The sequence below is a fragment of the Paenibacillus sp. J22P218 genome (assembly GCF_056269195.1).
The window spans coordinates 27,564-52,173 of the sequence record NZ_JBWDNL010000008.1 but is presented as its reverse complement, the minus strand read 5'-3'; the positions used below and the strand labels follow the sequence as shown (position 1 = coordinate 52,173).

The 24,610-nt window shown below is 49.9% G+C and carries 15 protein-coding genes; all 15 read left to right on the top strand.

Annotated features, from left to right (window positions below; genetic code table 11):
* The first annotated feature begins 149 nt into the window (after nucleotides 1-149).
* The 15 genes from AC0YN0_RS27695 (at nucleotide 150) to AC0YN0_RS27625 (ending at nucleotide 24,421) form a co-directional block, all read left to right on the top strand.
* Entirely contained in the window at nucleotides 150-4,094 is a 3,945-nt protein-coding gene (locus tag AC0YN0_RS27695) for an S-layer homology domain-containing protein (RefSeq protein WP_475824179.1), read from the top strand.
* Between the two features lie 174 nt (nucleotides 4,095-4,268).
* Nucleotides 4,269-4,688: a hypothetical protein gene (locus AC0YN0_RS27690; protein ID WP_442051441.1), complete on the top strand. Its 420-nt coding sequence runs from the start codon at nucleotides 4,269-4,271 to the stop codon at nucleotides 4,686-4,688.
* 14 nt (nucleotides 4,689-4,702) lie between these two features.
* Nucleotides 4,703-5,047 (top strand): hypothetical protein, encoded by a 345-nt coding sequence (locus AC0YN0_RS27685; RefSeq protein WP_442051440.1) that lies wholly within the window; start codon nucleotides 4,703-4,705, stop codon nucleotides 5,045-5,047.
* 216 nt (nucleotides 5,048-5,263) lie between these two features.
* The gene (locus AC0YN0_RS27680; RefSeq protein ID WP_475824178.1) at nucleotides 5,264-6,601 is read left to right on the top strand and encodes a DEAD/DEAH box helicase; all 1,338 of its coding nucleotides are present in this window, start codon (nucleotides 5,264-5,266) and stop codon (nucleotides 6,599-6,601) included.
* Nucleotides 6,602-6,750: 149 nt separating this feature from the next.
* Nucleotides 6,751-8,499: an alpha-glycosidase gene (locus AC0YN0_RS27675; protein ID WP_475824177.1), complete on the top strand. Its 1,749-nt coding sequence runs from the start codon at nucleotides 6,751-6,753 to the stop codon at nucleotides 8,497-8,499.
* A 320-nt stretch (nucleotides 8,500-8,819) separates the two neighbouring features.
* Nucleotides 8,820-9,095, top strand: coding sequence for a PQ-loop domain-containing transporter (locus tag AC0YN0_RS27670; protein ID WP_475824176.1), 276 nt, complete (start codon nucleotides 8,820-8,822; stop codon nucleotides 9,093-9,095).
* Nucleotides 9,096-9,179: 84 nt separating this feature from the next.
* Complete coding sequence (locus tag AC0YN0_RS27665; protein ID WP_475824175.1) at nucleotides 9,180-10,796, top strand: glycosyl hydrolase family 18 protein; 1,617 nt, start codon at nucleotides 9,180-9,182, stop codon at nucleotides 10,794-10,796.
* A gap of 137 nt (nucleotides 10,797-10,933) precedes the next feature.
* On the top strand, nucleotides 10,934-11,590 hold the full coding sequence (locus AC0YN0_RS27660; protein ID WP_475824174.1) for a response regulator transcription factor: 657 nt from the start codon (nucleotides 10,934-10,936) through the stop codon (nucleotides 11,588-11,590).
* 3 nt (nucleotides 11,591-11,593) lie between these two features.
* On the top strand, nucleotides 11,594-13,036 hold the full coding sequence (locus AC0YN0_RS27655; RefSeq protein ID WP_475824173.1) for a sensor histidine kinase: 1,443 nt from the start codon (nucleotides 11,594-11,596) through the stop codon (nucleotides 13,034-13,036).
* Nucleotides 13,033-13,800, top strand: coding sequence for a hypothetical protein (locus AC0YN0_RS27650; RefSeq protein WP_475824172.1), 768 nt, complete (start codon nucleotides 13,033-13,035; stop codon nucleotides 13,798-13,800). Before AC0YN0_RS27655 ends, AC0YN0_RS27650 begins: the two co-directional genes overlap by 4 nt.
* A gap of 139 nt (nucleotides 13,801-13,939) precedes the next feature.
* Nucleotides 13,940-14,722 carry a M15 family metallopeptidase gene (locus AC0YN0_RS27645; protein ID WP_475824171.1) on the top strand — a complete coding sequence of 261 codons (783 nt, stop codon included), beginning with the start codon at nucleotides 13,940-13,942 and terminating at the stop codon, nucleotides 14,720-14,722.
* Complete coding sequence (locus AC0YN0_RS27640) at nucleotides 14,719-15,960, top strand: CapA family protein (RefSeq protein ID WP_475824170.1); 1,242 nt, start codon at nucleotides 14,719-14,721, stop codon at nucleotides 15,958-15,960. The genes AC0YN0_RS27645 and AC0YN0_RS27640 overlap by 4 nt, the downstream gene beginning before the upstream one ends.
* A gap of 19 nt (nucleotides 15,961-15,979) precedes the next feature.
* On the top strand, nucleotides 15,980-16,765 hold the full coding sequence (locus AC0YN0_RS27635) for an N-acetylmuramoyl-L-alanine amidase family protein (RefSeq protein ID WP_475824169.1): 786 nt from the start codon (nucleotides 15,980-15,982) through the stop codon (nucleotides 16,763-16,765).
* A 238-nt stretch (nucleotides 16,766-17,003) separates the two neighbouring features.
* The gene (locus AC0YN0_RS27630) at nucleotides 17,004-22,565 is read left to right on the top strand and encodes an S-layer homology domain-containing protein (protein WP_475824168.1); all 5,562 of its coding nucleotides are present in this window, start codon (nucleotides 17,004-17,006) and stop codon (nucleotides 22,563-22,565) included.
* 161 nt (nucleotides 22,566-22,726) lie between these two features.
* Nucleotides 22,727-24,421, top strand: coding sequence for an S-layer homology domain-containing protein (locus AC0YN0_RS27625; protein ID WP_475824167.1), 1,695 nt, complete (start codon nucleotides 22,727-22,729; stop codon nucleotides 24,419-24,421).
* Nucleotides 24,422-24,610 lie beyond the last annotated feature (189 nt).

Below are 24,610 nucleotides of genomic sequence, written 5' to 3'. Positions count from 1 at the left end.
AAAAAAACCGCGAAGCCTTGAAGCTTCGCGGTTTTGCGTTATTATTCGATCCATTCTTTCATTATTCTTTTATTTGTCCTCGTTACACTTAGGTTGATAGGCACAAGCGAGAATGGCACGACGAATAGGGAATGGGAGGAATTAAGACGATGATCGCAAGTTTAAGAAGAACGACAGCTATGCTATTGGCATTCAGCTTGTTCGCAAGCTTACTGCTGGCAGCGGGATTGCCAAGCACTGCGCACGCGGCAGAGGATACGACGAATTTCTCAGGGGGAGACGGTACACCTGAAAATCCTTATAAAGTGTCCAGTGCGGCCGAGTTGGGTCGTGTCACGCTGCCTGGTCCGGGAGCGTACTTCCAGCAGATCGCCCCTATTGATCTGACTGGCGACAATTGGACTCCGCTAGGATTGTTTAGCGGGCATTACGACGGCAATGGCTTTACGATCTCGAATATGACGATTGTATCTTCTGCTCAGAGTATAGGCTTGTTCTCGGAATTGAATATCGGGGCTTCGCTTAACGATGTGACTCTAGAGCAATTCACGATTCAAGCTTCAGGGTCGAATTCGTACGTAGGCGGTTTGGCCGGTCATACGTATTCGGGAGCGGATATTGTTGACAGCAGCAGCAGCGGCTCCATTTTCTTCACAGAAGGGAATTCGATCGGCGGCATAGTCGGACTTAGTGAAGGGAAGGTCAGTCAAAGCTCAAGTGCAATTGCGATCACAACCAGCGGCGGCACCGTATATGGCGTGGGCGGTCTAATCGGAACAAATTACGGCGATATAGAAGAAAGCAGCACAAGCGGTACTATAGTTCTGAATAATAATAACGTTTATACCGGTGGCTTGTCCGGAGTGAACGAAGCAACGGTAAGGGAAAGCTCAAGCTCCGTTGCGGTAACGATCGAGGCAAGTGGATCGCCAGGCGGGTTGGTTGGAAATAATCGCCCGGGACGTTTCATTATCAACAGCTACGCAACTGGGCAGGTGCGAGGAAACGCCAGCGCAACTGCAGGTGGCTTAGTCGGCAGAAGTTCCGGCGATATCAGCGGCAGCTATAGTACGGGTAATGCCCACACTGGCTCGGGAGGCATGGCCGGCGGGTTGGTCGGCTATAAAGCTGGCGGTACGATAAACAACAGCTACAGTACGGGCAATGCAAGCGGCAGCTCCGCTGTATTCGTTGGCGGCTTCATCGGAATGAACAATGAGGGTGACGTCAATGACAGCTACAGCACAGGCAGCGCCAGCGGCGGAACGGATGCCAACGGCGGTCTGATCGGTTTTAAGCAGGGGGCAGGCAGTATTAACGATAGCTATTTCTTGGCCGGAAGCGTGGCTTCGTCATTTGGCGGATCGCCTAAGACTGCCGAGCAGTTGAAGCAGCAGCTAACCTTCGGCTCATGGGATTTCGATCATGCATGGAGAATTGTGGACGGATTCACGTATCCGGCACTCGATTGGCAGCCATATTCAACTGACGAATCTACTGCTATCGATTATTTAAGCTTGACTTGGGATGTCATCAAGGGTACTAATGATGATGCATCCAATGTTATGGACGATCTGAATCTCCCTTCAGTCGGCGATGCTGGCTCTTCTATTACATGGAGCGTATCGCAATCCGGTTACATCAATACGTCTACAGGCGCTGTAACCAGGGCAACCGATGACGACCATGAAGTGACGCTTACTGCGACGATCTCGATTGCAGGAGGTACGATACGGACCAAGGATTTTGTCGTGACTATTATCGAGGCGCCAAACAACAAGCCGAACCGCAAAGGAGACGCAGCGGAGACGGTAGAAGCCAAAGTGACGCTAAATACGCCATATACGCTTAACCTCGGGGCGATCTTCGAGGATGCGGACGGCGATCCGCTTAGTTATAAAGTATCTGTAGGAGGCGAGGAAGCTGTAGCGGCTTCCGAGACCTATTCTTACACGCCGGTTACGGCCGATGCAGTGACGCTGGTCTTCACGGCCAGCGATGAGGAAGAGGCTTCGGAAGATACGTATACGGTGGAGCTGACGGTGAACCGAAAACCTGACCGACAAGCGGACAAGAGCGCTACGGCAGAAGCAACGGTGATGGTCAATACAGCGTATACGCTCGATCTCGCTGCCATTTTTGAAGACGAAGACAATGATGATTTGACCTATAAGGTGTCCGTGAACGGAGCAACGGCGGCAGCTGCCGACAGCAATTATTCGTACACGCCGACGGCGGCAGGCACAACGACGCTAGTGTTCACGGCCAATGACGAAATGGCGGATTCGACAGATACGTATACGGTTGAGCTGACGGCCAATACCGTTCCCGTTCGCCGGGCGGGAATTAGCGCTGCGGCTGAGGCGACCGTGACGGTAAATACGCCCTATACCTTGAATCTAGCGACGATCTTCGAGGATACGGATGGGGATGCTCTTTCTTACCTAGTTTCCGTTAACGGGGAGACGGCAGTAGCGGCAGCAAGCACCTATTCTTACACGCCAACGACGACAGCAACGGTGACGCTCGTATTCACGGCCAACGATGGCACCATCGATTCAGCAGACACGTATACGTTGGAGCTGTCCGTTAATTCTCTGCCTTCGCGCAAAGCTGATGCAAACGCGACGGCGGCTGCAGCCATATCGGTGAATGCTCCGTATACGATCGATCTGGCCGCGATCTTCGAAGATGCCAATGACGATGATTTGACTTATAAAGTGTCGATTAAGGGCGCTGCCGCAATAACGGTAATCAGCCCTTATACGTATAAACCTACTTCTGCGGGTACAATGACGCTTGTGTTCAGAGCAAATGACGGTTTGGCGGACTCCGCGGATACCTTTACGGTGACGCTGACCGTAACCCGTCCAGCCGGAAGCAGCGGCGGGGGAAGCATCCCGCCTGTCCTGCCTGAATATGAAGTGACGCTCTCCGGCGCTGCCGGTGAAGCGAAATTGCCAGTGAAAGTGGATACTGCAGCAGGCCGCGCTACTTTAGTGCTTACCAGAGAGCAGGCTGAATCTATTATCGCCGCAGTAAATCCGACGTTAGTCCGAATGCCGGTCATTCCAGGCGTAGACCGCTACACGGTTGAAGTGCCGGCTAATACGCTCTCCGGTACGAAGGGTGAAGGCGAGCTCGTATTCGAGACCGATGCGGGGAGTATCACGATTCCAGCCGATATGCTGAAGGATACGGCGAATACGGAAGGGAAGACCGCCGCCATTACGATTGGCGAAGGCAATAAGTCGGGCTTGTCACCTGAGACGGCTGCCGCAATTGGTGATCGCCCGTTGGTGGAGTTGACGTTAGAGCTGAATGGAGTGAAGGTGCCATGGAGCAATCCGAATGCTCCTGTTCGCATTACCATTCCATATGCGCCGACAGCGAAGGAACTGGAGAACCCTGAACATATCGTCATCTGGTATATCGACGGCAGCGGCAGCGTGATCTCGATTCCGAGCGGGCGTTACGATGCGAAGAGCGGAACCGTAACCTTTGTTACGACACACTTCAGCGCATACGGGGTAGCCTACTACAAACGTACTTTCGACGATTTGAACCGAGCGGAGTGGGCAAGGCAAGCAATAGAGGTCATGGCCTCCAAGGGCATCATTAACGGGATCACGACAGACGCCTTTGCTCCTAAAGCACAGATTAATAGAGCCGATTATGTCGTGCTGCTGGTCAGAACATTGGGACTGAGTGCGGCATTCGAAGGCAACTTCGCCGACGTCTCGCGGGACGCTTATTATTACGAAGCGCTGGGCGTTGCGAAGCAGCTGGGGATTATTACGGGAAGCGGCGGCAATGCATTCCGTCCGCAGGACAAGATCACAAGGCAAGACATGGCGGCGATGACGGCTCGCGCGCTGGAGAAGGTGAAAGGACTAGCGGCAGCGGCTGACACCGCAGTCCTTGACGGCTACAACGACAATGCTGATATTGCCGGATATGCGCAAGCAAGCATGGCAGCTCTAGTCCAAGAGGGATTTATCTCTGGATCGGGAGGCAAGCTGAACCCGCAAGCGCTAACGACTCGCGCGGAAGCGGCGATGTTTCTGTACCGAATATACAACCGATACGCATGATCATAAGGGGCGGGCCTGGAATAGGTTGCGCCCCTTAATTTTCTTGTATGCCGCCGCTTAATTAACCTCCTAAATAAAAGATGTGATTTCCCTTATTTGGATTGAAGAGCAAGGTCTTCTCCCTTATAATTAGAGGTGATTCAAGAATTTGTCAACAAACTGGAGGAGTAGTCCATGTTAGTAGGAAAAGGCGCAGTACGTGAAATGGCGAATGATATCGATAAAGTAGTTAGAGAAATTGATCAGATTACACAATCCAAGATTGACCGTGTCGCTGACAAAATCGACTCCGAGCTCAACTCTTGCGGCCGTGAATTAACGAACGCCGCGACGACATTGTCTCAAGTAAAACCGCTGATCGACAGGCTGGTCGGTCAAGTGGGACAGAACGCTCCTGACCATGTTCAGGTTCTTGTTACTTCCATTGCACAAGAGGTCATGTCCAAAGTGATCGCTGCAACAGGAAATATCGACGAAGTTCAACGCAACATCAAGGATGTTGACAAGCTGACGAACGAAATCGATAGCTTGACGGACGAAATCGACAAGCTGACGAATAAGATTGACGAGATCACTGATAAATATCAGAAATAAGGAGGTTCGTCATAATGAGCGATTACACACCGCCGGTTGGCCAGAACAACTACATGGGTGGATGGGGAAACCAGCAAGCGAAGGAAACCGCGCTAAGAATCGACCATCTTGCTGACAAAGCCAAGTTCGGCATCGAAATGCTCGGAACAGGTTTGATTGGTATCGATGCCTTGGAGAAAGAGCTGATCGAGCTATCGAATGCTCCGCAAGCTCCGACTCAAGTGCAAATCAGATCGCTTGCTCACCGTCTCGATTCCCATCAGAAGCAGCTTGAGCAAGGGCTGAATCGCATTAAAGATATGATGAACGATATTGACCGCGCTACGGATTCCATTCAAGGGCCGCGCACAAACTGGTAACGACATTCAGCGTACAGCCATTATAGGTTTTTTATATGAGAACTAAGACCGCGAAGCATGCTGCTGAGCGGTTTTTTCGTTTTTTGACCTTATAGTGTCTGCACTGTGCTATACTTGTATGTTATGACGTAATGAAACGGTTAGTGGAGACCGCTACAACGGATATTTATTGTTGCTTGCGTGACTAATATAGGCAAGTATAACTAAGGAGACAATATGACATTTAACGATTTAAACCTTTCACCCTTGATCCTCAAGGCTTTAAGCAAAGAGAATTATACAGCGCCAACACCGATTCAGGAACAGTCGATTCCGGCTGTACTGGAAGGCCGAGATTTACTTGGTTGTGCTCAGACGGGCACAGGAAAGACAGCGGCGTTTTCTTTGCCGATTATTCAGCTGTTAAGCCAGCAGAAGCCTAGCTCGAATACGGGACGCCGCATTCGATCCTTGATTTTGACGCCGACGAGAGAGCTGGCAATTCAGATTGCCGACAACATAAAGGCGTATAGCCAGTATACCGATATACGCTGTTGTGCCATCGTTGGCGGCGTATCGCAGAAACAGCAGGAGCGGGCGCTTAATCAAGGGGCGGATATTATTATCGCAACGCCGGGCCGACTCATCGATCTTATTAATCAAAAACGTATTGATCTGCAGCATGTTCAAATCTTGGTGCTTGATGAAGCTGACCGGATGCTCGATATGGGCTTTATCCATGATGTGAAACGAATTATTGCCAAAATGCCTAGTAAGAAGCAAACCCTTTTCTTCTCGGCAACGATGCCGCCAGAAATATCGAAAATGATTAAATCGATACTCATTAATCCGGTGAAAGTCGAAATCACGCCGGTTTCCTCTACGGTTGATCGAATAGAGCAATCGATTTATTTGTTGGAAAACGGGAAAAAACAAGCGTTATTGAACGACTTGCTGCAAGATAAAACGATTGCTTCGGCGCTCGTATTTACTCGGACGAAACGCGGCGCCGACCGCGTTACGCGAGATCTATCTCACGCAGGAATTACGGCACAAGCCATTCATGGCAATAAGTCGCAAAACGATCGCCAGAATGCGTTAAGAAACTTCAAAAATGGCGCAACGCGAGTACTCGTGGCAACGGATATCGCTGCACGGGGCATAGATGTGGACGAGCTTTCTCATGTATTCAACTTCAACCTTCCCGAAATTCCAGAAACCTACGTGCATCGTATCGGCCGTACAGGCAGAGCTGGAAACAGCGGGATCGCGATCTCCTTCTGCGAAGTGGAGGAGCTTTCGAATCTGAAGGACATTGAGAAATTGATCGGCAAAAGCATTCCTGAAGTTAAAGAGCATCCGTATCCGATGCGGAATAGACCTGTTACCAAAGCAGCGATGGCAGCAGCGGCAGCTGCTAAACCAAAAGCTTCGAAACCAGCTGGCGCCAGACCGCCGGCATCCAAATCGAACTATGCAAAGCCGGCAGCATCCAAGTCTGACGGATCTAAGGCGAGGCCAGCGCGTAAGCCGAAGTCAGAGTGGTTTGCCAAGCGAAGCGCAACGAGTAAATAAGAAAAACGATTGACGTAACGATATTCCTGTGTTAAATTTGTGGAAATTAAAGGCAATGTAACCATTTGGGTTCAACCTCGTGTATACGCGGTTGGGCCCTTTTTTGCGTTGTCTTAATCTACCCAATTCAAAGGAGAGTGCACAAGAGTATGAATGAAGAGGCGATTTACCACCGTTCCAAATTTAATTGGACCTATGCTTATGATGATCGCACCCTGCATATCCGAATTCGAACGAAGAAAGCGGATATGAAACAAATTACTCTTTATTATGGCGACAAATATAGCTGGGAGCATGTTAATGATTGTATACCCATGGCTCATTGGGTATCTGACGGTAAGTTTGATTATTGGGAGGCTGCCATACAGCCGAGGCTTCGCAGGGCGGCTTATTATTTTGCCTTGAATGATGGTGAAAGAACAGTCTACTTATCGGAGAAAGGCCTTTTTGACGAACCGCCGGTCATTTTTTATGAAGGCTTGTACGATTTCCCGTTCCTAAATCCTGCTGATGTTCATAAGCCGCCGGCATGGGTGAAGAAAGCCGTGTTTTATCAAATATTTCCGGAGCGGTTCGCGAACGGAGATCCGTCCAACGATCCTGAGGATACGCAGCTATGGGGCGGCAAGCCAACTCCTCATAATTTTTTTGGCGGCGATCTGCAAGGCATTATCGATCATCTTGATTATGTGAGCGCGCTTGGCATTAACGCGATTTATATGAATCCGGTGTTCGAAGGAACGACCAACCATAAATACGATACGAAGGATTATTTGAAAGTCGATCCGCATTTCGGCACGAATGATACGTTGAAGCAGCTCGTGAAAGCGTGCCATGAACGAGGAATACGGATCTTGCTTGACGCCGTATTCAATCACTCGGGTCACACGTTTGAACCTTTTGTCGATGTCATGCAAAAGGGAGCCGCTTCCCCTTACGCCGATTGGTTCCACATACGCGAATGGCCACTCACCGTGAAGGATGGCCTTCCGTCGTACGATACCTTCGCCTTTGAACCGATCATGCCGAAGTTGAATACAGAGAACGCAGAAGTGAAAGCGTATCTTCTGAAAGTCGCAAAGTATTGGATCGAAGAAGTGGGAATCGACGGTTGGAGACTCGATGTAGCGAATGAGGTGGATCATGCTTTCTGGAGAGAGTTCCGCCAAACGGTAAAGGCTGTTAATCCGGATGCCTATATTTTGGGGGAAATTATGAATGATTCATTGCCATGGCTGCTTGGCGATCAATTCGATGCGGTCATGAATTATCCGTTCACGAAGGCGTGCCTCGACTTCTTTGCCCATGATCGAATTGGCTCAGTGGAGCTCGTTTATAGGCTCAGCGGGCAATTGACCAGCTATTCGAGACAAGTAAATGAAGTTGCCTTTAATTTGCTCGGCAGTCATGATACCGTTCGTTTGCTCACGTTATGCGGCGGCAGCCTAGAGCGGCTGAAGCTTGCAACGTTGTTCCAGCTTACGTTCCCGGGCGCGCCTTGTGTCTATTACGGCGATGAGATCGGTATGGATGGAGGATATGATCCCGATAATCGCAAATGTATGGAATGGGATCCGGAGAAGCAGAACGGCGATTTGCTTCAGTTTTTCAAGCGGCTCATCGCCTTGCGTCACCAATATGCTGCGCTGCAAGATGGAACACTAACCTTTGTATCTGACCAGGACAATGATCAGCATTTAATATACGAGCGTCGAGACGACCAGGATCTGTTCGTGATCCTTATTAATCGTTCGCAGACCGCTTCAACCATACGGACCACTGTATCCAGGGACGCATGGACTGATGCCATGTCAGGGAAAGAAGTCGTCACTGCGCATGGTCAATTGAGCTATGAGCTCCCTGCGTACGGTTACGCGATATTGCATAAACAGAAGTAGGTTATTTGTAATTTAGGAATTGATTTTTCTTGTGGCATCATGTGTTCTGCTTTTGTTGAAGGCAAGTCCGGAGGGAAGGGTCGTTAACCAATCGAGTATACTAGGCTCCGTCACAACGATCCAGATAGACGGTCCAACGGGAGGTTTCTTTCATAGAGGAGAGGAGCTGCCGTGGTTGACATCGCCACGCGTCCCTAAATCGAATACCCAGAACCGTGCGGATTGCAGATTACTTGCTGCTGCACGGTTTTGTTTCGTTTTGGCGGGCGTTCGTCACGAAATGGGTTATAGATGCATAAGCTTCATTTGGAGGGGATCGTATGCTCTTTGCCCTGTTTCAGCTTATCGGAGGCGTCATTCTTTCGTTCGGATGGATTCCGCAAATTGTGCAAATCATTCGTACAAAATCGGTGAAGGACTTGAATCAGAAAACGTTCTGGCTGCTATTCGCCGGCATCGGACTTATGGAGGTCTATGCGGTTAGCTTAGCGCTTGATGGCGTTGGTTATGCATTTTTGATCACCAATACGATGTCCTTGGTTCTTATTGTCTTTATCCTTGCTTTAATCTTGATGTACGGAGGTAAAGAGAAGTAAGTTTACCTCTGGCCATTTGAATATGAAACTATTAACCTCTCTAGGTCGTTTATAATAGAGTCGTACCTAAGAGAGGAGATTATCATGATTAGGAAAGCAAGTCTGCTTGTCTTTATATTTGTACTGCTGTTCGCAAATCAAGCGTTCGCCTATGACGTACAGCTTCAGCCCTTCAAGGACGAAAAAAATGATTATTCGAAGGAGTCCATCTATACGTTATCGGCGCTGGGCATTATTAGCGGTTATGAGGATCGAACCTATCGACCGGAAGCCGACTTATCGAGGGAAGCGTTCATTAAGCTGCTCATCATGGCGGCTCAATTGGATACGAGCGCTGCTGCCGCGTCCCGACTACCTGGCGATGTGGCGAAAAATCGTTGGTCTGCGCCGTTCATTTCGGTTGCCTATGAGCGTGGATGGCTCGATCGTTTATTAGATAGCAAGGGTTTGTTCCAACCAACGAAGACGATTACGAGACAAGAGGTTGCGTTGCTGGTAGGGCAGTCGCTGCTGGAGTCGGAGAAGGAAGAGACAAGGAAGCAATGGTTGTCCACGGAGTGGAAGAAGGAACGGGATGCAAGAGCCTTCAAAGATCATTCCGCTATTACGGCTTCCATACAGCCTTATGTATACTATGCGGCGCACCGCGGCATTATGGAAGGCGATTCAACCAGCTTTAAGCCCGCTGAGCCGCTTATTCGCAAGCAGGCGGCAGCCGTTATTTACCGGTTAATAGACAAGCGGATATCCGAGCAGAAGGTTGATTTTACCGGCTATTATGCGGTTCAATCTTATCCTGCGATCAATCAGATGGACAAGCTCGCAAATGTAATCTTCGGTTGGTCGCACTTAGAGTATAGCACTGCGGGAACGGCTAAGCTGAATACGAGCGCGACGGTCAATCGCATCCCGAACGGCTACGAGGAAGTCATTGCTGCGGCCGATGCAGCTGGGCTCTCGAAGGAGCTGATGGTATTCGCAGACGGCAACAGCAAGCTGGCAGACTTCTTAAAGGATCTGCCTGCACAAGCTGCCTTTATCGAATCGTTGGTAGCGACCTTGAACGATCCGGCTTACTCGTTCACCGGCGTGAGCATCGATTTCGAAGGATTGAAGGATGCGGCAAGCGCGGCAGATTACGTACGATTCCTGCAAGCCTTGAAGGCTCAGTTAGGCTCGCATACTGTATCCGTAGCTGTGCCCCCGATCTATTATTACAAAGGGTATGATCTGAAGGCGATCGGCAAGTTGGCTGATGCTGTTATTCTGATGGCTTACGACTTCACCCATGACGCGGACAAGCTTCCTTCGGCTCCGCTGCCGCTCGTTAACGATACGGTAGCCACGGCGCTGAAGGTTATACCGAAGGAGAAGCTCGTGCTAGGTATCTCCAAGCAGGCGAATCAGTGGGTAACGACGAATGGCGTTACCGGATCTGCGCTCAGCCCAGCCATTGCGGATGTAGAGAAGCGGCTGGCGATGTCGGGAGTGAAGATCTCATGGCCGATGCCTTATTTCGTGACCAAAGCGACTTTCGCGGATACGAGCAGCAGTCATGAACTCTTTTATGAAGATACGCAAAGTATAGCGAAGAAGCTATGGCTCGCGAAGTATTACGGTCTGAAGGGCGTGTCCTTGTGGCATATGGGCAATTACACCCAATCGGACTGGAAGCTGGTTGGCGAGCAGGCTGCATCCTAACACCGATTAACCATATGGGCTGTCCCTATAGCGATTAGGCTTGCGGGGCGGCTCTTTCTCTTTCCTGCGAAATTATGCTATGTTGGGAGTGCAGCAGCGATTGCTTGCGGGATGTGAATGGGAGGCATGAACAGGCAATGAATAAGCGAATACTTATCGTCGAGGATGATAGCTCGATTTCGAATATTATTAAGATGAATTTGACGATCGTCGGATATGAGACTGTACAGGCGTATGATGGCATTGAAGCGCTCGAGACGATCCGCAGCGGCAAATTCGACCTGATCCTGCTCGATGTGATGATTCCGCGTATGGACGGCTTCGAGCTGATGGAGAAGATAAGGCCGCTGGAAATTCCGGTTATTTTCTTAACGGCTAGAGAATCGGTGTTCGACAAGGTAAGCGGCTTGAAGCTGGGAGCAGACGACTATATGGTTAAGCCCTTCGAGGCGATCGAGCTGCTGGCGCGCATCGAAACGGTATTGAGGCGTTACGGCAAGGAGGATTCGATCATTGCCTTTCACCATATCCGAGTATACCTGGACAAGCGTGAAGTGACGGCCCACGATATGGTTGCCGAGCTTACGCCGAAGGAGTATGAATTGTTGATCGTTCTGATCCGGAATAAGAACATCGCCTTGTCGCGGGAGCAGTTTATCGAGAAGGTGTGGGGCGGCGATTTCTACGGCGAGACGAGAACCGTCGATATGCATATTAAGTCGTTAAGAAAGAAGCTCGGCCTGCAGGAGCATATTAAGACGATCTACAAGATCGGCTACAGGCTGGAGGATTAGCCGATGAAATTTTGGCAGAAAATATGTCTGTTCTCTATTATTACGTTCATCGTCATATTCAATGCGGCTTCCATCATGGTCATCGAACGAAACCATAGCAAAATGCTGCTGCAGGAGATCAACAACACGCTGAGCGCGAACATGAGCATTAACTCAAGCGTGAACGCGATCGTTCCGATCCTGCGCATTTACGATTCCATTGATTACGAGAAAACCGTGCTTACGAATATCGCTCAGGAGTTCGTGGAGAAGAACAGCGGCCAAGGCAACTACCTTGAAATTGCGGGCGATCAGAACAAAACGATCTATAGTAACCTGGACTTTGACATGCCGGCAAACCGCGAAGAACAGAAGGGGCTGCAGCAGGACGAGATCAAATATATTTTGAGAGACATCGACAGCCGTACTATGCTCTTCACAACGAACGTAACGGACATTAATCAGAAAAGCTATGTATTCACCTACGTCAAAGATGTTTCGCCGCTTTATGCGGAACGGGTGGAGCAATACCGTTTATTCGTCCAAATCGATATTGCCGCATGCTTGCTCTACATGATCGTGATGTTCTTCATCAGCAAAGGGCTGACCAAGCCGATCGAGAATATGGTTCGGACCGCCAAGGAGATCGCGCAAGGCCAGTTCTCGGAGCGGGTACAGCTGAAATCCCGTGATGAAATCGGCATACTGGCGACTAATTTCAATGAGATGGCCTCGGTCGTTGAGGATAAAATCATAGAGCTGGAGCGCAACAATAGCGCGCAGCAGCGTTTCATCAACAATATTACGCATGAACTGAAGACGCCGTTAACGTCGATCATTGGATATGCCAATTATATGCGGACGACCAAATACGACGAGGCCGCTTTTCTTGAAGGGGTTAACGTGATTTACAATGAGGGCAAGAGGCTCGAGGCGTTGTCGACGAAGCTGATGGATTTGATCCTGCTGACCGACAGACAGCCGCTAATGAAGCCGGACAACTTGAAGGATATCGTAGCGGAGATGGAATCTTCGCTTAGGTTAATTGCCAGCGCGAAGGCGATCGAGCTTGAGCTGCTGTGCGAAGATAGCCCTTTGCTGGCTGAGAAGGATTTGATTAAGGTCATCATATTCAATCTAGTGGACAATGCGGTCAAAGCGTCAAACGAGAAGGGACGAGTCACGATCCGTACGGCAATGCAAGGAGAGACATGCGTGCTTGAAGTCGCGGATGAGGGTAAGGGAATTGCTGAGGAGCATATCGCTAACATATTCGAGCCGTTCTATATGGCGGACAAAGCTCGAACGAGGAACAACAATGGAGCGGGGTTAGGGCTGTCGATCTGCCGGAGTATTGCGGAGCTTCATCATGGCGTGATCGAAGTGGCCAGCGAGCTTGGGCGAGGCACAACGATACGGGTTGTTTTCGGGCAACCAAACCGTGCAATCGAGGTGAGCGGAACATGAGAATGATCGCAACTCTGCTCGTTGTTTCGATATTCGGTACGCTGCTCGCCGGATGCGGCAGCTTCTACTCGAGTATCCCGAAAAATACCGTCATGGTCAAAAAAATCAATCAAGATAAACCGGCCGAAGAGGTGGAATATAACGGCGTGCTTTCGGAAGAGTCCGTCAAGACGCTTAGCGTCAATGCGGTGAACAAATATTTTGGCCATAATCTGTCGGTGGACGATATATTGATCGAGACGACCTCTATGGATCAACAGCAGATCAAAGCGGTATTGGCGGATGCGACGAACGATATGAAAATGAAGCTGGGATTTCTAGTTGAGTATAAAGAGCAATTAGGCGAGGTCGCTAACGGCATCTACATGTCCACGATCGTTAACAAATACGATTCCGAGGATGTGTACGGCGTCGTCATGAACGCAAAGGATGGCGAAGTTGTCGGCCTCTCGAGAGTGAACGCAGAGAAACGTCCAACGTCATCCGTCGAGAAGAAGAAATATGATATTACGGAAATGGTAGGTATAGCAGACCAATTCATCGAGACGATGGGCGATTATACGCAAAGCGCACTGGAATGGGATGACAGCTACTATTTAAGCGGATATGTGACGGAATTGTACTATAAGAAAAAGGACAGTGACGTCGTTGAGTTAAGTGTGCTGATTAACGCACTCTCAGGCGAAGTTGTCGGCTTTTACAAAGATATTATGACCATCCTGCAGCTATGGATCGGCAAGCGAATGTACGAAATATCCAAGTAAGGAAGAAGAGACTGATTTCAGTCTCTTTTTTTTGCGTTTTTTTGATATTTTACAACTTCATTACAAGTCTATCTCACTTCTAATATGCCGCTTCGTTACACTAGCAGCATGTCACCGATGAAGATAAGGAGAGTAGGCAATGACAAGAAAGAGATGGACGAAGCTTGCAGCCGTAACGGCCTTAGTTGCCATTACGCTATGGATGTCGACCGCATGTGACGGACGAGACGCCGACGCACAGGCGCAGTTGCAAGGGGATAACGAGACAAAAGCCGAAAGCTTGCCACCAAAGAAGACGCCATTGAAAGAAACAATGGCTGATGTAATAGAAGCGGACAAAGTCGTATACGATTGGACGATCAAGGCATTGGTCAATCGGGAGCATCCACTCGCAGAATCCGATGCGCCGGAAGACTTGGTGAAGGTGGAGGTGCCAACGGTACTCGAGAATCCCGAAGTGAATCAACTGAGAGCGGAGCCGGCTGCGGCACTTAAGCAATTGTTCGCCGGGGCGGAGAAGGAAGGACATAAGCTGTATGCCCGTTCGGGCTATCGCTCCTTCAAGACGCAAGAGGCACTGTTCGCCGGTTATGCCAAGCAGGCGGGAGAGGAAGCAGCGAATCGTTATAGCGCGAAGGCAGGCCAAAGCGAGCACCAAACAGGACTTGCGATGGACGTAACGAGCGAAAGCGTATCGCTCAAGCTGACGGAAGATTTCGGCGAGAAGGAAGAAGGGAAATGGTTAGCGGCCCATGCACACGAATATGGATTCATCATTAGATATCCGAAGGGCAAGGAAGACATTACCGGCTATATCTATGAACCATGGCATATTCGGTACTTAGGTATCGAGCTGGCGACAAAGGTGTTCGAGAGCGGACTGACCTATGAGCAATATGTGGATGAGGAGCAACAATCATGAGACGGAGAAGAGGGGAGTGGAGGAAGAGGCTGGGAGCGGGAGTAATCACATTGGCAATCATCGGAGCGGCAGTTGGCGCTGTTGTTTGGATACAGGGATATGAGGGCATCGTCGGCGCCGACAAGGGCGATGGCGAACGCAAGAAGCCGCAGGCGTTGACGGTGGTGGAGCAGGGTCAGGAATCGGAGCAAGAAAAATCCGGCGACATTACGATTCAGCTTGCAGCCGTCGGCGATATTATGTTTCATAATACGCAGCTAGAGAGCGCATTAGTTGATGCAGGCAGCTATGATTTTAAGCCGGTATTCGAAGTGGTGCAACCGATCATAGAAGATGCGGATGTCGCGATCGCGAACTTCGAGACGACTACAGCCGGCAAGGAGAAGTATCCTTACTCCGGATATCCGCGCTTCAACTCGCCCGATGAAGCGGTAGATGCGCTGCAGGAAGCGGGTTTCGACATAATGACTACCGCCAACAATCATAGTCTCGATACAGGTAAGGACGGCGTCATTCGAACATTGGACACGATTCGCAATCACGCTATGGACACCGTCGGTACGTTTGCGAGCCGGCCGGAATCGAGGGTGCTGATGAAGGAAGTTAAAGGTATCAAGCTTGCTTTTTTATCCTATACGGAGCATGTCAATGGGCTCGAGAGTATGCTTACGGCGGACGAGCTGGATGCCATGATCAATGTCGTGGACGAGCAGAAGATGAAGGAAGACATCGCATATGCGAAGGCTCAAGGAGCTGATCTTATCGTTGCATCGATCCACTGGGGCAATGAATATGAGCGCGAGCCGTCCGGCAGGCAGGAAGAGCTGGCTCAGATGCTGGCCGACTCCGGCGTTGCAATAATTCTTGGCAGCCACCCGCATGTCATTCAAAGATCGGAATGGCTGGATCAAACGTTTGTCATTTATTCAATGGGCAATTTCATATCCAATCAGCGGGCCGAGACACTCGATAATGTGTACACGGAGGACGGCGTCATTGTTCGTTTCGAGATCAGCAAAAACCTCGTGACGGGCAAAACGGTCATTAGCAAGGTCGATTATGTTCCGACATGGGTGTATCGGGATAAGGAGCAAGGCGGCTCCGTATACTCGTACAGAGTTTTGCCTGCGGAAGGCTACAAGGATAATAAGTCGGTTTCAGATGCTTTCAAAACAAGAATGGAACGCTCTTATAAAGATACGATGTCGCAAATGGATGTGAACGCGAATGCAAGTTAAATCGAGAAAGATAGGAAATATGAATAGAGGCTTGATAGGTAGGAAGCGAGGTCGTTCGCGGCTTCGCGCTCTCATACTGTTGCTTGGTATTATCGCTTTGGCTATTATTCTTTGGCCTTCTTATGACCAGGAGCCGCCTGTGCATACGAATGGCGATTCCGCTCTATCTGGAGTCTCGAATGAGTTGGAGAATGCCGGCGGATCTTCTTCGCCTTCGGAAGCGGAGCTACCTGGGTTTACAATCGTAATTGATGCCGGTCACGGCGGGAAGGACCCTGGAGCAAACGGGGCAAGCGGTAAAGAGGAGAAGGATTTCACGTTGTCACTGGCTCAGAAGGTGTATGCGCTGCTTGAGGAAGACCCGCTGTACAATCCGTACATGACGCGCACGGACGATACGTTCATCGAGCTGGAGAATCGCACTTTATATTCGAATGAGTTGAATACCGATGCTTTCCTATCCATCCACGGCAATACGTATGAGGATTCGAGCGTCACCGGGATGGAGACCTATTACGATGCGGCTAGCAGCTTTCCGCTGGCGAACATCATTCATAGGAAGCTTACCGAAGTAACCGGCTTTCCCGACCGGGGAGTCAAGCAGGAAGGCTGGAAGGTGCTTGATGGAAATGAGAGTCCTTCTATTCTCATGGAGCTCGGGTTCCTGACCAATCCCCAGGAAGAAGCGCAAATGCTGGACGAAGCTTGGCAAGACCAAGTGGCTCAGGCGATTGTGGATGGGTTGAAGGAGTACTTCAATCAACAAGGAAGCGGAAATGGCGGGAGCGGCGAGAGTGCGGAATGAATAAGTGAATGATACTTACATTGTTGAAAGAGACGTTAAGGGCTTGTATCCCTTACGTCTTTTTTTTGCGATTAGGGTAATAAGAGGTCATGTATAATTCGATATTACGTGAAATCCCAATGACGTAGAGGGATTTGTAAAAGTTTGTCGAATTACTTTACTCATTGTCTTATTTCTATGAGATAGTACGTCGTTCGAATGATTCATATAACGATTATACGGCAGTGGAGGAATGGCTATGAGTAGACAAAACAGCGTAATATTTGGACATGGCATATCAAAAAACAATTCAATGAAATGGGTGGCATTACTGGCCGTAGTTGCGACATTAGTTGCAATTATGGCTTATTATTTTATTCTCCCTGCTTCTGCCGCTGCCCCCGTTAGTCAGAACTTTAATGGTATCTCTAACGGTACAACTAGTACGACTGGCGGCTCGCTTACATTAGACGGAGTCATCTATTCAACGGATGCAGCCGATGATGTCTTAATGGTTGCCCCCGTGGAGGACATAACTGCTTTTCAGTCGCCAACTCTTGGTGACGGCAATGGTTTATCGTCTGCTTATAATGGTTCTAACCCAGAGGCTACCTACTTCCAATTCGAATCGGAGAGTTCCGCTAACAACTTTAAGCTGACGTCATTTAATGCAGAGGTTTGGGGACATGGCGCGATGTGCAGCGAGATTTACAAGATCGATGGCTATGATAATGGCGTCCCGGTTGCGTCGGCTACTGTCAATTTTGCTGTTAGCGGTAGCTATGGTACGGGATCTTCGGCGATCGTGTATGATCGGCTATCAACTGCGGAAGAAACGAGTAACGGCGGTAACGGAGGTCTTCTGACATTTGCGGGAAGCTCATGGGGCAATATCGACCAGCTTCGCATGACAGTAGCGGATTCAAGTTCGAATACGTTTATGACGGTGATGATCGATAACGTTAACTTCGCCGCTCCTGTGGTGCCGGCCACTGCGCCTAGTGCAACGGTAGGCGGAGTTACGAATGTATCTTATACGAGTGCGACATTAAACGGTACGGTTAATGATAATAGAGCGGATACGACGGTGAGCTTCAATTACGGCACGACGTCAGCATATGGAATGACAGCTCCGGCAACAACTGGAGAAATAATAAGCGCCGGTTCGGGCAATACCGCTGCAGCGGTTACCTTGACGGGCTTATCTCCTAATACGACTTATCATTACCGGATCAAGGCGGTGAATAGTGTAGGCACGACGAATAGCGTCGATCAAACATTCACAACGCTTGCTCCCGCTCAGACGGCCACTGCATCTGCAGCGACAACGAGTCCAGGCGTGGGCAGTGCCAATTTGGTCACTTTATCGGTTCTTAATTCAGTAGGCAATGTCGATACGACCTTTACCGGTGAACGCAATGTATCGGTCTCCGGCTACGCGTCGGCGCCGAATGGATCCTATGGCAGCTTCAATGGAACGTCGTTATCGGCATCCCCGCAAACGGTGAACGTTACATTCGCGAACGGAGTAGCAACAGCTAGTCTACAGTTGAATAAGGCAATTCATCAAAGTGTAGGATTTAGCATTGCAGGCGTAGCTGTTCCGGCAACGAATACGCTGGCCATTACTCCAGTGCCAGGAAACGCGGTATCTATGGCTGTAACGGCGGATATTGCGGCCCCTGCCAGCAATGGAGGACTCTTCGCTCAGCAAGCAGTCGTTACGCTTCATGATGCATATGGAAATACAGCAACTACCGATCATGCAAGCGTCGTTACTGCTTCGAAGAAGGACGCAGGCTCGTGGACACTTAACGGTACGAAGTCAGTAGTGGTGAGCGGAGGAGTTGGAGCCTTTACGGATCTGCGCGCTGCTAATGCAGTTAGCGTTAGCGGGGCTCAGATTGCCTTCGATGCAGCTGGCTTAACGCAAGTGACGAGCGGAACCGTAACGCTTCCTGCGCCTGCGCCTGCACAGGCGGCAATGGCTTCCGTGTCAACGGCCAATCCGAAGGCTGGCGCTGCCGCATCGGTAACGCTAACCGTTCAGAATTCGCTAGGCAACATCGACACTACATTCAGCGGCGCACATGAAGTATCGGTCTCCGGTTACACGCAAGCACCGGATGGAACATATGGCAGCTTTAACGGAATGGAGCTTACAGCTTCGCCGAATACGGTGACTGTTACCTTCGCTAATGGAGTAGCAACGGCGAATATGCAGTTGCATCATGCTTCGCAGCAGGCCATCGGATTCAGCATTGCGGGGGTGGCGGCTTCATCCACGAACACATTGGTTATTACGCCGTCAGCAAGCGATGCGACTTACATGACCGTCACAACGGATATTACGGCTCCTGCCAGCAATGGAGGGAGTTTCGCCCAACAGGCAGTTATTACGCTAATTGATGCGTATGGGAACATAGCTGCCGGCGACAGCTCGAGCATCATCACAGCTTCGAAGAAGGACAGCGGTTCGTGGACGCTTATTGGAACGAAATCAGCAACAGCGAGTGCCGGCCTTGTCACTTTCACTAACCTGGGAGCAACCAACGCTGCAAGTGTTAGCGGAGCTCAGATTGCCTTCGATGCAGCGGGCTTGACGCAAGTGACCAGCGGAACTGTAACACTACCTGCGCCTGCGCCTGCACAGGCGGCAATCGCTTCCGTGTCAACGGCCAATCCGAAGGCTGGCGCTGCCGCATCGGTAACGCTAACCGTTCAGAATTCGTTAGGCAACATCGACACTACATTCAGCGGCGCACATGAAGTATCGGTTTCCGGTTACACGCAAGCACCGGATGGAACATATGGCAGCTTTAACGGAATGGAGCTTACAGCTTCGCCGAATACGGAATCTGTTACCTTCGCAAATGGAGTAGCAACGGCGAATATGCAGTTGAATCATGCTTCGCAGCAGGCCATCGGATTCAGCATTGCGGGGGTGGCGGCTTCATCCACGAACACATTGGTTATTACGCCGTCAGCAAGCGATGCGACTTACATGACCGTCACAACGGATATTACGGCTCCTGCCAGCAATGGAGGGAGTTTCGCCCAACAGGCAGTTATTACGCTAATTGATGCGTATGGGAACATAGCTGCCGGCGACAGCTCGAGCATCATCACAGCTTCGAAGAAGGACAGCGGTTCGTGGACGCTTATTGGAACGAAATCAGCAACAGCGAGTGCCGGCCTTGTCACTTTCACTAACCTGGGAGCAACCAACGCTGCAAGTGTTAGCGGAGCTCAGATTGCCTTCGATGCAGCGGGCTTGACGCAAGTGACCAGCGGAACTGTAACACTACCTGCGCCTGCGCCTGCACAGGCGGCAATCGCTTCCGTGTCAACGGCCAATCCGAAGGCTGGCGCTGCCGCATCGGTAACGCTAACCGTTCAGAATTCGTTAGGCAACATCGACACTGCATTCAGCGGTGCACATGATGTATCCGTCTCCGGTTACACGCAAGCACCGGATGGAACATATGGCAGCTTTAACGGAACGGAGCTTACAGCTTCGCCGAATACGGTGACTGTTACCTTCGCTAATGGAGTAGCAACGGTGAATATGCAGTTGAATCATGCTTCGCAGCAGACCATCGGATTCAGCATTGCGGGGGTGGCGGCTTCATCCACGAATACGCTGTCCATTACGCCGTCAGCAAGCGCTGCGACTTCCATGACCGTCACAACGGATATTACGGCTCCTGCCAGCAATGGAGGTATATTCGCTCAGCAAGCAGTCGTCACGCTTAGCGATAAATACGGGAATATCGCTTCTAACGACAATAGTAGCATGATTACGGCTTCGAAAAAGGATAACGGTGCGTGGACGCTCACTGGAACGAATACAGCAACGGTAAGCGGAGGGGTTGCAACCTTCTCCAATCTTGGCGCAGCTAACGAAGCGATTGTTAGCGGGGCGCAGCTCGCATTCGATGCCGTAGGGTTACTGCAAGTGACAAGCGGCACGGTAACATTGCCTTGGCCTTTGCTTCATGCGCCGTCTATTGAATCCGTAACCGTTGGTAACGGTCTTGCGACTATCCAATGGAATGAAGTATATGGAGCAACTGATTATACGGTTTATCAAAGTACGACGTCAGGCATTGTGGGCTCAGCTATCGGGACAAGCGGCTCCGAACTCAGCTTTGATGCAACTGGGCTAATTAACGGCACAACGTATTATTTTGTAGTCAAAGCTTCAAATCCAGGCGGAGATAGCCATAACTCAAGTGAAGCCAGCGGTACGCCAAGAACTGTACCGGCAGCCCCAACTGACGTAACGGCAACGGCAGGGAACAAGAAAGCGACCATTCATTTCGTCGCGCCAACGGATAATGGCGGAAGCCCAATTACGAGGTATCAGGTAAGCGATTCGCTAGGCAATATCGTCGGAACTGGAACTTCAAGTCCAATTACGGTTACAGGGTTAAAGAATGGTATGGCGTATTCTTTTACCGTTAAGGCAATCAATATTGCAGGCGGCAGCGTATCCTCCGATTTATCCAATGCTGTGACGCCATTCACGACGTCAAGCGGCAGTTCGCCTGACCCGGACGAATCGACTACCGATGTGGAAGTTCTTGTTAACGGTCAAGTGGAGAATATAGGAACGGCGAGTACAGCGGAGGTAAATAATCAGACGATCACAACTATCCAATTAAACGGGAAAATACTGGAAGACCAGATGGAGTCCGAAGGTCAAGGTGTCGTTATAACGATACCTTTCATGGAGGAATCTGATGTTATTACTGGCGAGTTAAGCGGCCAGATTATCCAAGCGCTAGAGGATAAGCAGGCGACCATCGTCATCCAAACGGCGAATGCCAGCTACGAGCTTCCTTCTGAGCAGATCAATATTCAAGCCGTAGCCGAGTATTTCGGCAGTGACGTGGAGCTTCAAGACATTAGAGTTCAGATTGAAATTGGAGCATCGACACTGGATCAGCTTAAGATCGTCGAGGATTCGGCAGCCAACGGGGGCTTCACGGTTGTTATTCCGCCGCTCAACTTCAAAGTTACAGCTATTCATGGTGATCGCACTTATGAATTAATGACATTCAATGCTTATATCAAACGTTTCATTAGCATTCCAGATGGCATCGATCCTAATGAAATCACAACAGGAGTAGTTGTGGAGCCGGATGGAACAGTCCGTCATGTTCCGACTAAGATTGTATCGCTTGACGGTAAGTTTTATGTTCAGGTACAAAGCATGACGAACAGCTTGTATGCAGTTGTGGTACATCCGATTGCATTCAAGGATGTTGAACGGCACTGGGCTGAGGCCGAAGTCAATGATATGGGTTCTAGAATGATCATAAGCGGCAATGGCAATGGTTTATTCAATCCTGATCAAGACATAACTCGTGCGGAATTTACGGCCATAGTCGTTCGTGCATTAGGCTTGAAGCTGGAGAGCGGACCAACGACCTTCACGGATATTCGAAGCTCGGATTGGTACAGCAGCGCGATTCAAGCGGCCTTCTCCTATGGCCTGATTACTGGCTATGAGGATGGCTCGTTCGGTCCATCGGATAAGATTACTCGCGAGCAAGCGATGTCGATCATCGCTAAGGCAATGAGCCTCACCGGCTTGAAGGATAATTTACCGGCATTTGAAGCTGGTGAGCTATTGCAATCCTTCGCGGACTCCTCAGATGTTGCCCTCTGGGCAAGGGGCAGCGTGGCCGCAAGCATTCAAGCAGGAATTGTCTCAGGAAGAAGTGCAGCGGTTCTGGCTCCTAAGGAAAATATAACGAGGGCAGAGGTAGCCATTATTATTCAAAGACTGCTTCTGAAGTCAGCATTGATATAAAGGTACAGTGGGTTCGAGGATCGCTATGCGATTCTTCGAACCTTTTTATTTTATTGGGTCCGACCATTCGAGGTATACTTATCGCCATTGTTACATATTAGTTGTCGTAGATTTTATCGATAGCATTACCCATTCCTGCATGGAATTGAGGAGGTCAGCTAATGAAATGGTTTCAAAAGATCGCGGTGGCGCTGTTCGTGATCATCCTATTCGCGTCCACGTTAGGTCCGATTCCAAGTGCGTCTGCGATAGCTCGCATACTCACGTACAGCGTTTATGAAGGTGGAGATACTTGGGTAGGGCAAAAACCGTTGAGCGTTCCTTATCTGATTGCCGGGCGGACGTATCGTTTCTCTTATACGGATGACAGTCATTTCACGACGACGGAGATACCAAGAGTGGACTTTGCTTTGGACAATAATCCGTCCTGGTTCAGAGCGCCTGGCTCTGGAGCGATTTTTCAAATTCCGATTGATCCCGCTTACTTGTCGGTAAGGCTTCGTTTGGGAGTTCTATTCAAACCTTTTATAGGCGACAACAGCTATGACGAACGGATTCTTGGTCCCTACAAGGTGCTGCAGCCAAGCTCTCCTTCGGATTTGGTCGCAACGCCGAACAATGACGGCACGGTAAAAATTACGTGGACGGATAATACCAATATGGAATCGTATTACGAAATCAAGCGCGACGGTCCAGACGGCACGAAGACGTTCGTGGTTAGCAATACGGAAGACTATATCGGGCCGCTTGTTTACGAGGATAAGGCAACGGCGAAGAAAAACGATATTATTTATGCTTATACGGTTACACCGGTTGTAGACAAATACACGTTAACGGATGCGGAATCGCTTGGTTGGATATCGACGCTTGTCCGGACGAAGGTTCGATTGAATATAGACCCTGATATCTTCGGGCCGATCGATATTATTATTGATTTACCAGATGTCACTTCACCTATCATTAAGCCGGATACACCGATCATTAAGTTGGATCCTAAATTTACGGAAATATGGAGCAAGGAACTCGTAAACATCGACAAGATTGTTCTGAACCGTCTTAGCCTGAACAAGAACGTAATAACGCTGCAGAAGGGACAAAGCGAAACGCTGACGGCGACCATTCTGCCTGCTAACGCAGTGAACAAGAAAGTCGTCTGGAGCAGCGCGAATCCGGATATCGCAACGGTGGACAGCTCCGGCAAAGTAACGGCGGTTAACCCTGGTATTGCCAAGATTATCGCCAAGTCGGAAGTTGGCGGATACAAGGATATTTGCACCGTTACGGTTGAAGATCCTACGGCGGGCTCCGGCAAGTTCCATGATACAGTGGGCCATTGGGCCGAAGATGAAATTGCTACCGCAGTGAAGCTTGGCTTCGCTAGCGGATACACAGACGGCAGCTTCAAGCCGAATGGCGGCATTACGCGTGCTGAATTCGCTACGCTGTTAATTAAGGCGTTGAATCCCGCCGTTGCGGGAGCGCCATTAACCTTCAAAGACAAAAACAAGATCGCTGCTTGGGCGCTTCCTTATGTAGAGAAAGCCGTAGCGTTAGGCATTATTAGCGGCTATACCGACGGCTCGTTCCGTCCGGGTGCGGGCATCACCCATACGGAGATGGTGTCCATGGTCGTCCGCGCTTCGAAGCTGGCGCTGTCCACGGGCGCATCTACTGGCTACTCGGACGAAGCGGCTATTCCGAAGTGGGCGAAGGATAGTGTTGCCACGGCTGTGAAGCATAACATGATTCAAGCGGAAGCCACGCCTGGCAACAAGTTCGCTCCGGCAGCGCCATCGACTCGCGCGGAATCCGTATCGGTCATACTGGGGATGCTTCTCGCTATGAACCCGGTATAAGACAGTAAGGTATGAACAAAATAACTGGAAAATGTAACGTTATTACGGCTCTACTTGCCTATTTTTCATGTTTAGATGGAATTCCTCCTGTTAATATCACTGTATTACGGTCGAATAGGTGACTGTGGCGAAATTAACATGAGGAATTCCTGTTATTCCGAATTGATAGGTCATTCAACAAAAAAATAG

What these genes read in the sequence shown, in the direction of transcription:
- AC0YN0_RS27660 (WP_475824174.1), top strand. Translation starts at nt 10,934, where the DNA reads ATGAATAAGCGAATACTTATCGTCGAGGATGATAGCTCGATTTCGAAT.
- AC0YN0_RS27655 (WP_475824173.1), top strand. Translation starts at nt 11,594, where the DNA reads ATGAAATTTTGGCAGAAAATATGTCTGTTCTCTATTATTACGTTCATC.
- AC0YN0_RS27650 (WP_475824172.1), top strand. Translation starts at nt 13,033, where the DNA reads ATGAGAATGATCGCAACTCTGCTCGTTGTTTCGATATTCGGTACGCTG.
- AC0YN0_RS27635 (WP_475824169.1), top strand. Translation starts at nt 15,980, where the DNA reads ATGAATAGAGGCTTGATAGGTAGGAAGCGAGGTCGTTCGCGGCTTCGC.
- AC0YN0_RS27675 (WP_475824177.1), top strand. Translation starts at nt 6,751, where the DNA reads ATGAATGAAGAGGCGATTTACCACCGTTCCAAATTTAATTGGACCTAT.
- AC0YN0_RS27645 (WP_475824171.1), top strand. Translation starts at nt 13,940, where the DNA reads ATGACAAGAAAGAGATGGACGAAGCTTGCAGCCGTAACGGCCTTAGTT.
- AC0YN0_RS27670 (WP_475824176.1), top strand. Translation starts at nt 8,820, where the DNA reads ATGCTCTTTGCCCTGTTTCAGCTTATCGGAGGCGTCATTCTTTCGTTC.
- AC0YN0_RS27690 (WP_442051441.1), top strand. Translation starts at nt 4,269, where the DNA reads ATGTTAGTAGGAAAAGGCGCAGTACGTGAAATGGCGAATGATATCGAT.
- AC0YN0_RS27630 (WP_475824168.1), top strand. Translation starts at nt 17,004, where the DNA reads ATGAGTAGACAAAACAGCGTAATATTTGGACATGGCATATCAAAAAAC.
- AC0YN0_RS27625 (WP_475824167.1), top strand. Translation starts at nt 22,727, where the DNA reads ATGAAATGGTTTCAAAAGATCGCGGTGGCGCTGTTCGTGATCATCCTA.
- AC0YN0_RS27685 (WP_442051440.1), top strand. Translation starts at nt 4,703, where the DNA reads ATGAGCGATTACACACCGCCGGTTGGCCAGAACAACTACATGGGTGGA.
- AC0YN0_RS27640 (WP_475824170.1), top strand. Translation starts at nt 14,719, where the DNA reads ATGAGACGGAGAAGAGGGGAGTGGAGGAAGAGGCTGGGAGCGGGAGTA.
- AC0YN0_RS27695 (WP_475824179.1), top strand. Translation starts at nt 150, where the DNA reads ATGATCGCAAGTTTAAGAAGAACGACAGCTATGCTATTGGCATTCAGC.
- AC0YN0_RS27665 (WP_475824175.1), top strand. Translation starts at nt 9,180, where the DNA reads ATGATTAGGAAAGCAAGTCTGCTTGTCTTTATATTTGTACTGCTGTTC.
- AC0YN0_RS27680 (WP_475824178.1), top strand. Translation starts at nt 5,264, where the DNA reads ATGACATTTAACGATTTAAACCTTTCACCCTTGATCCTCAAGGCTTTA.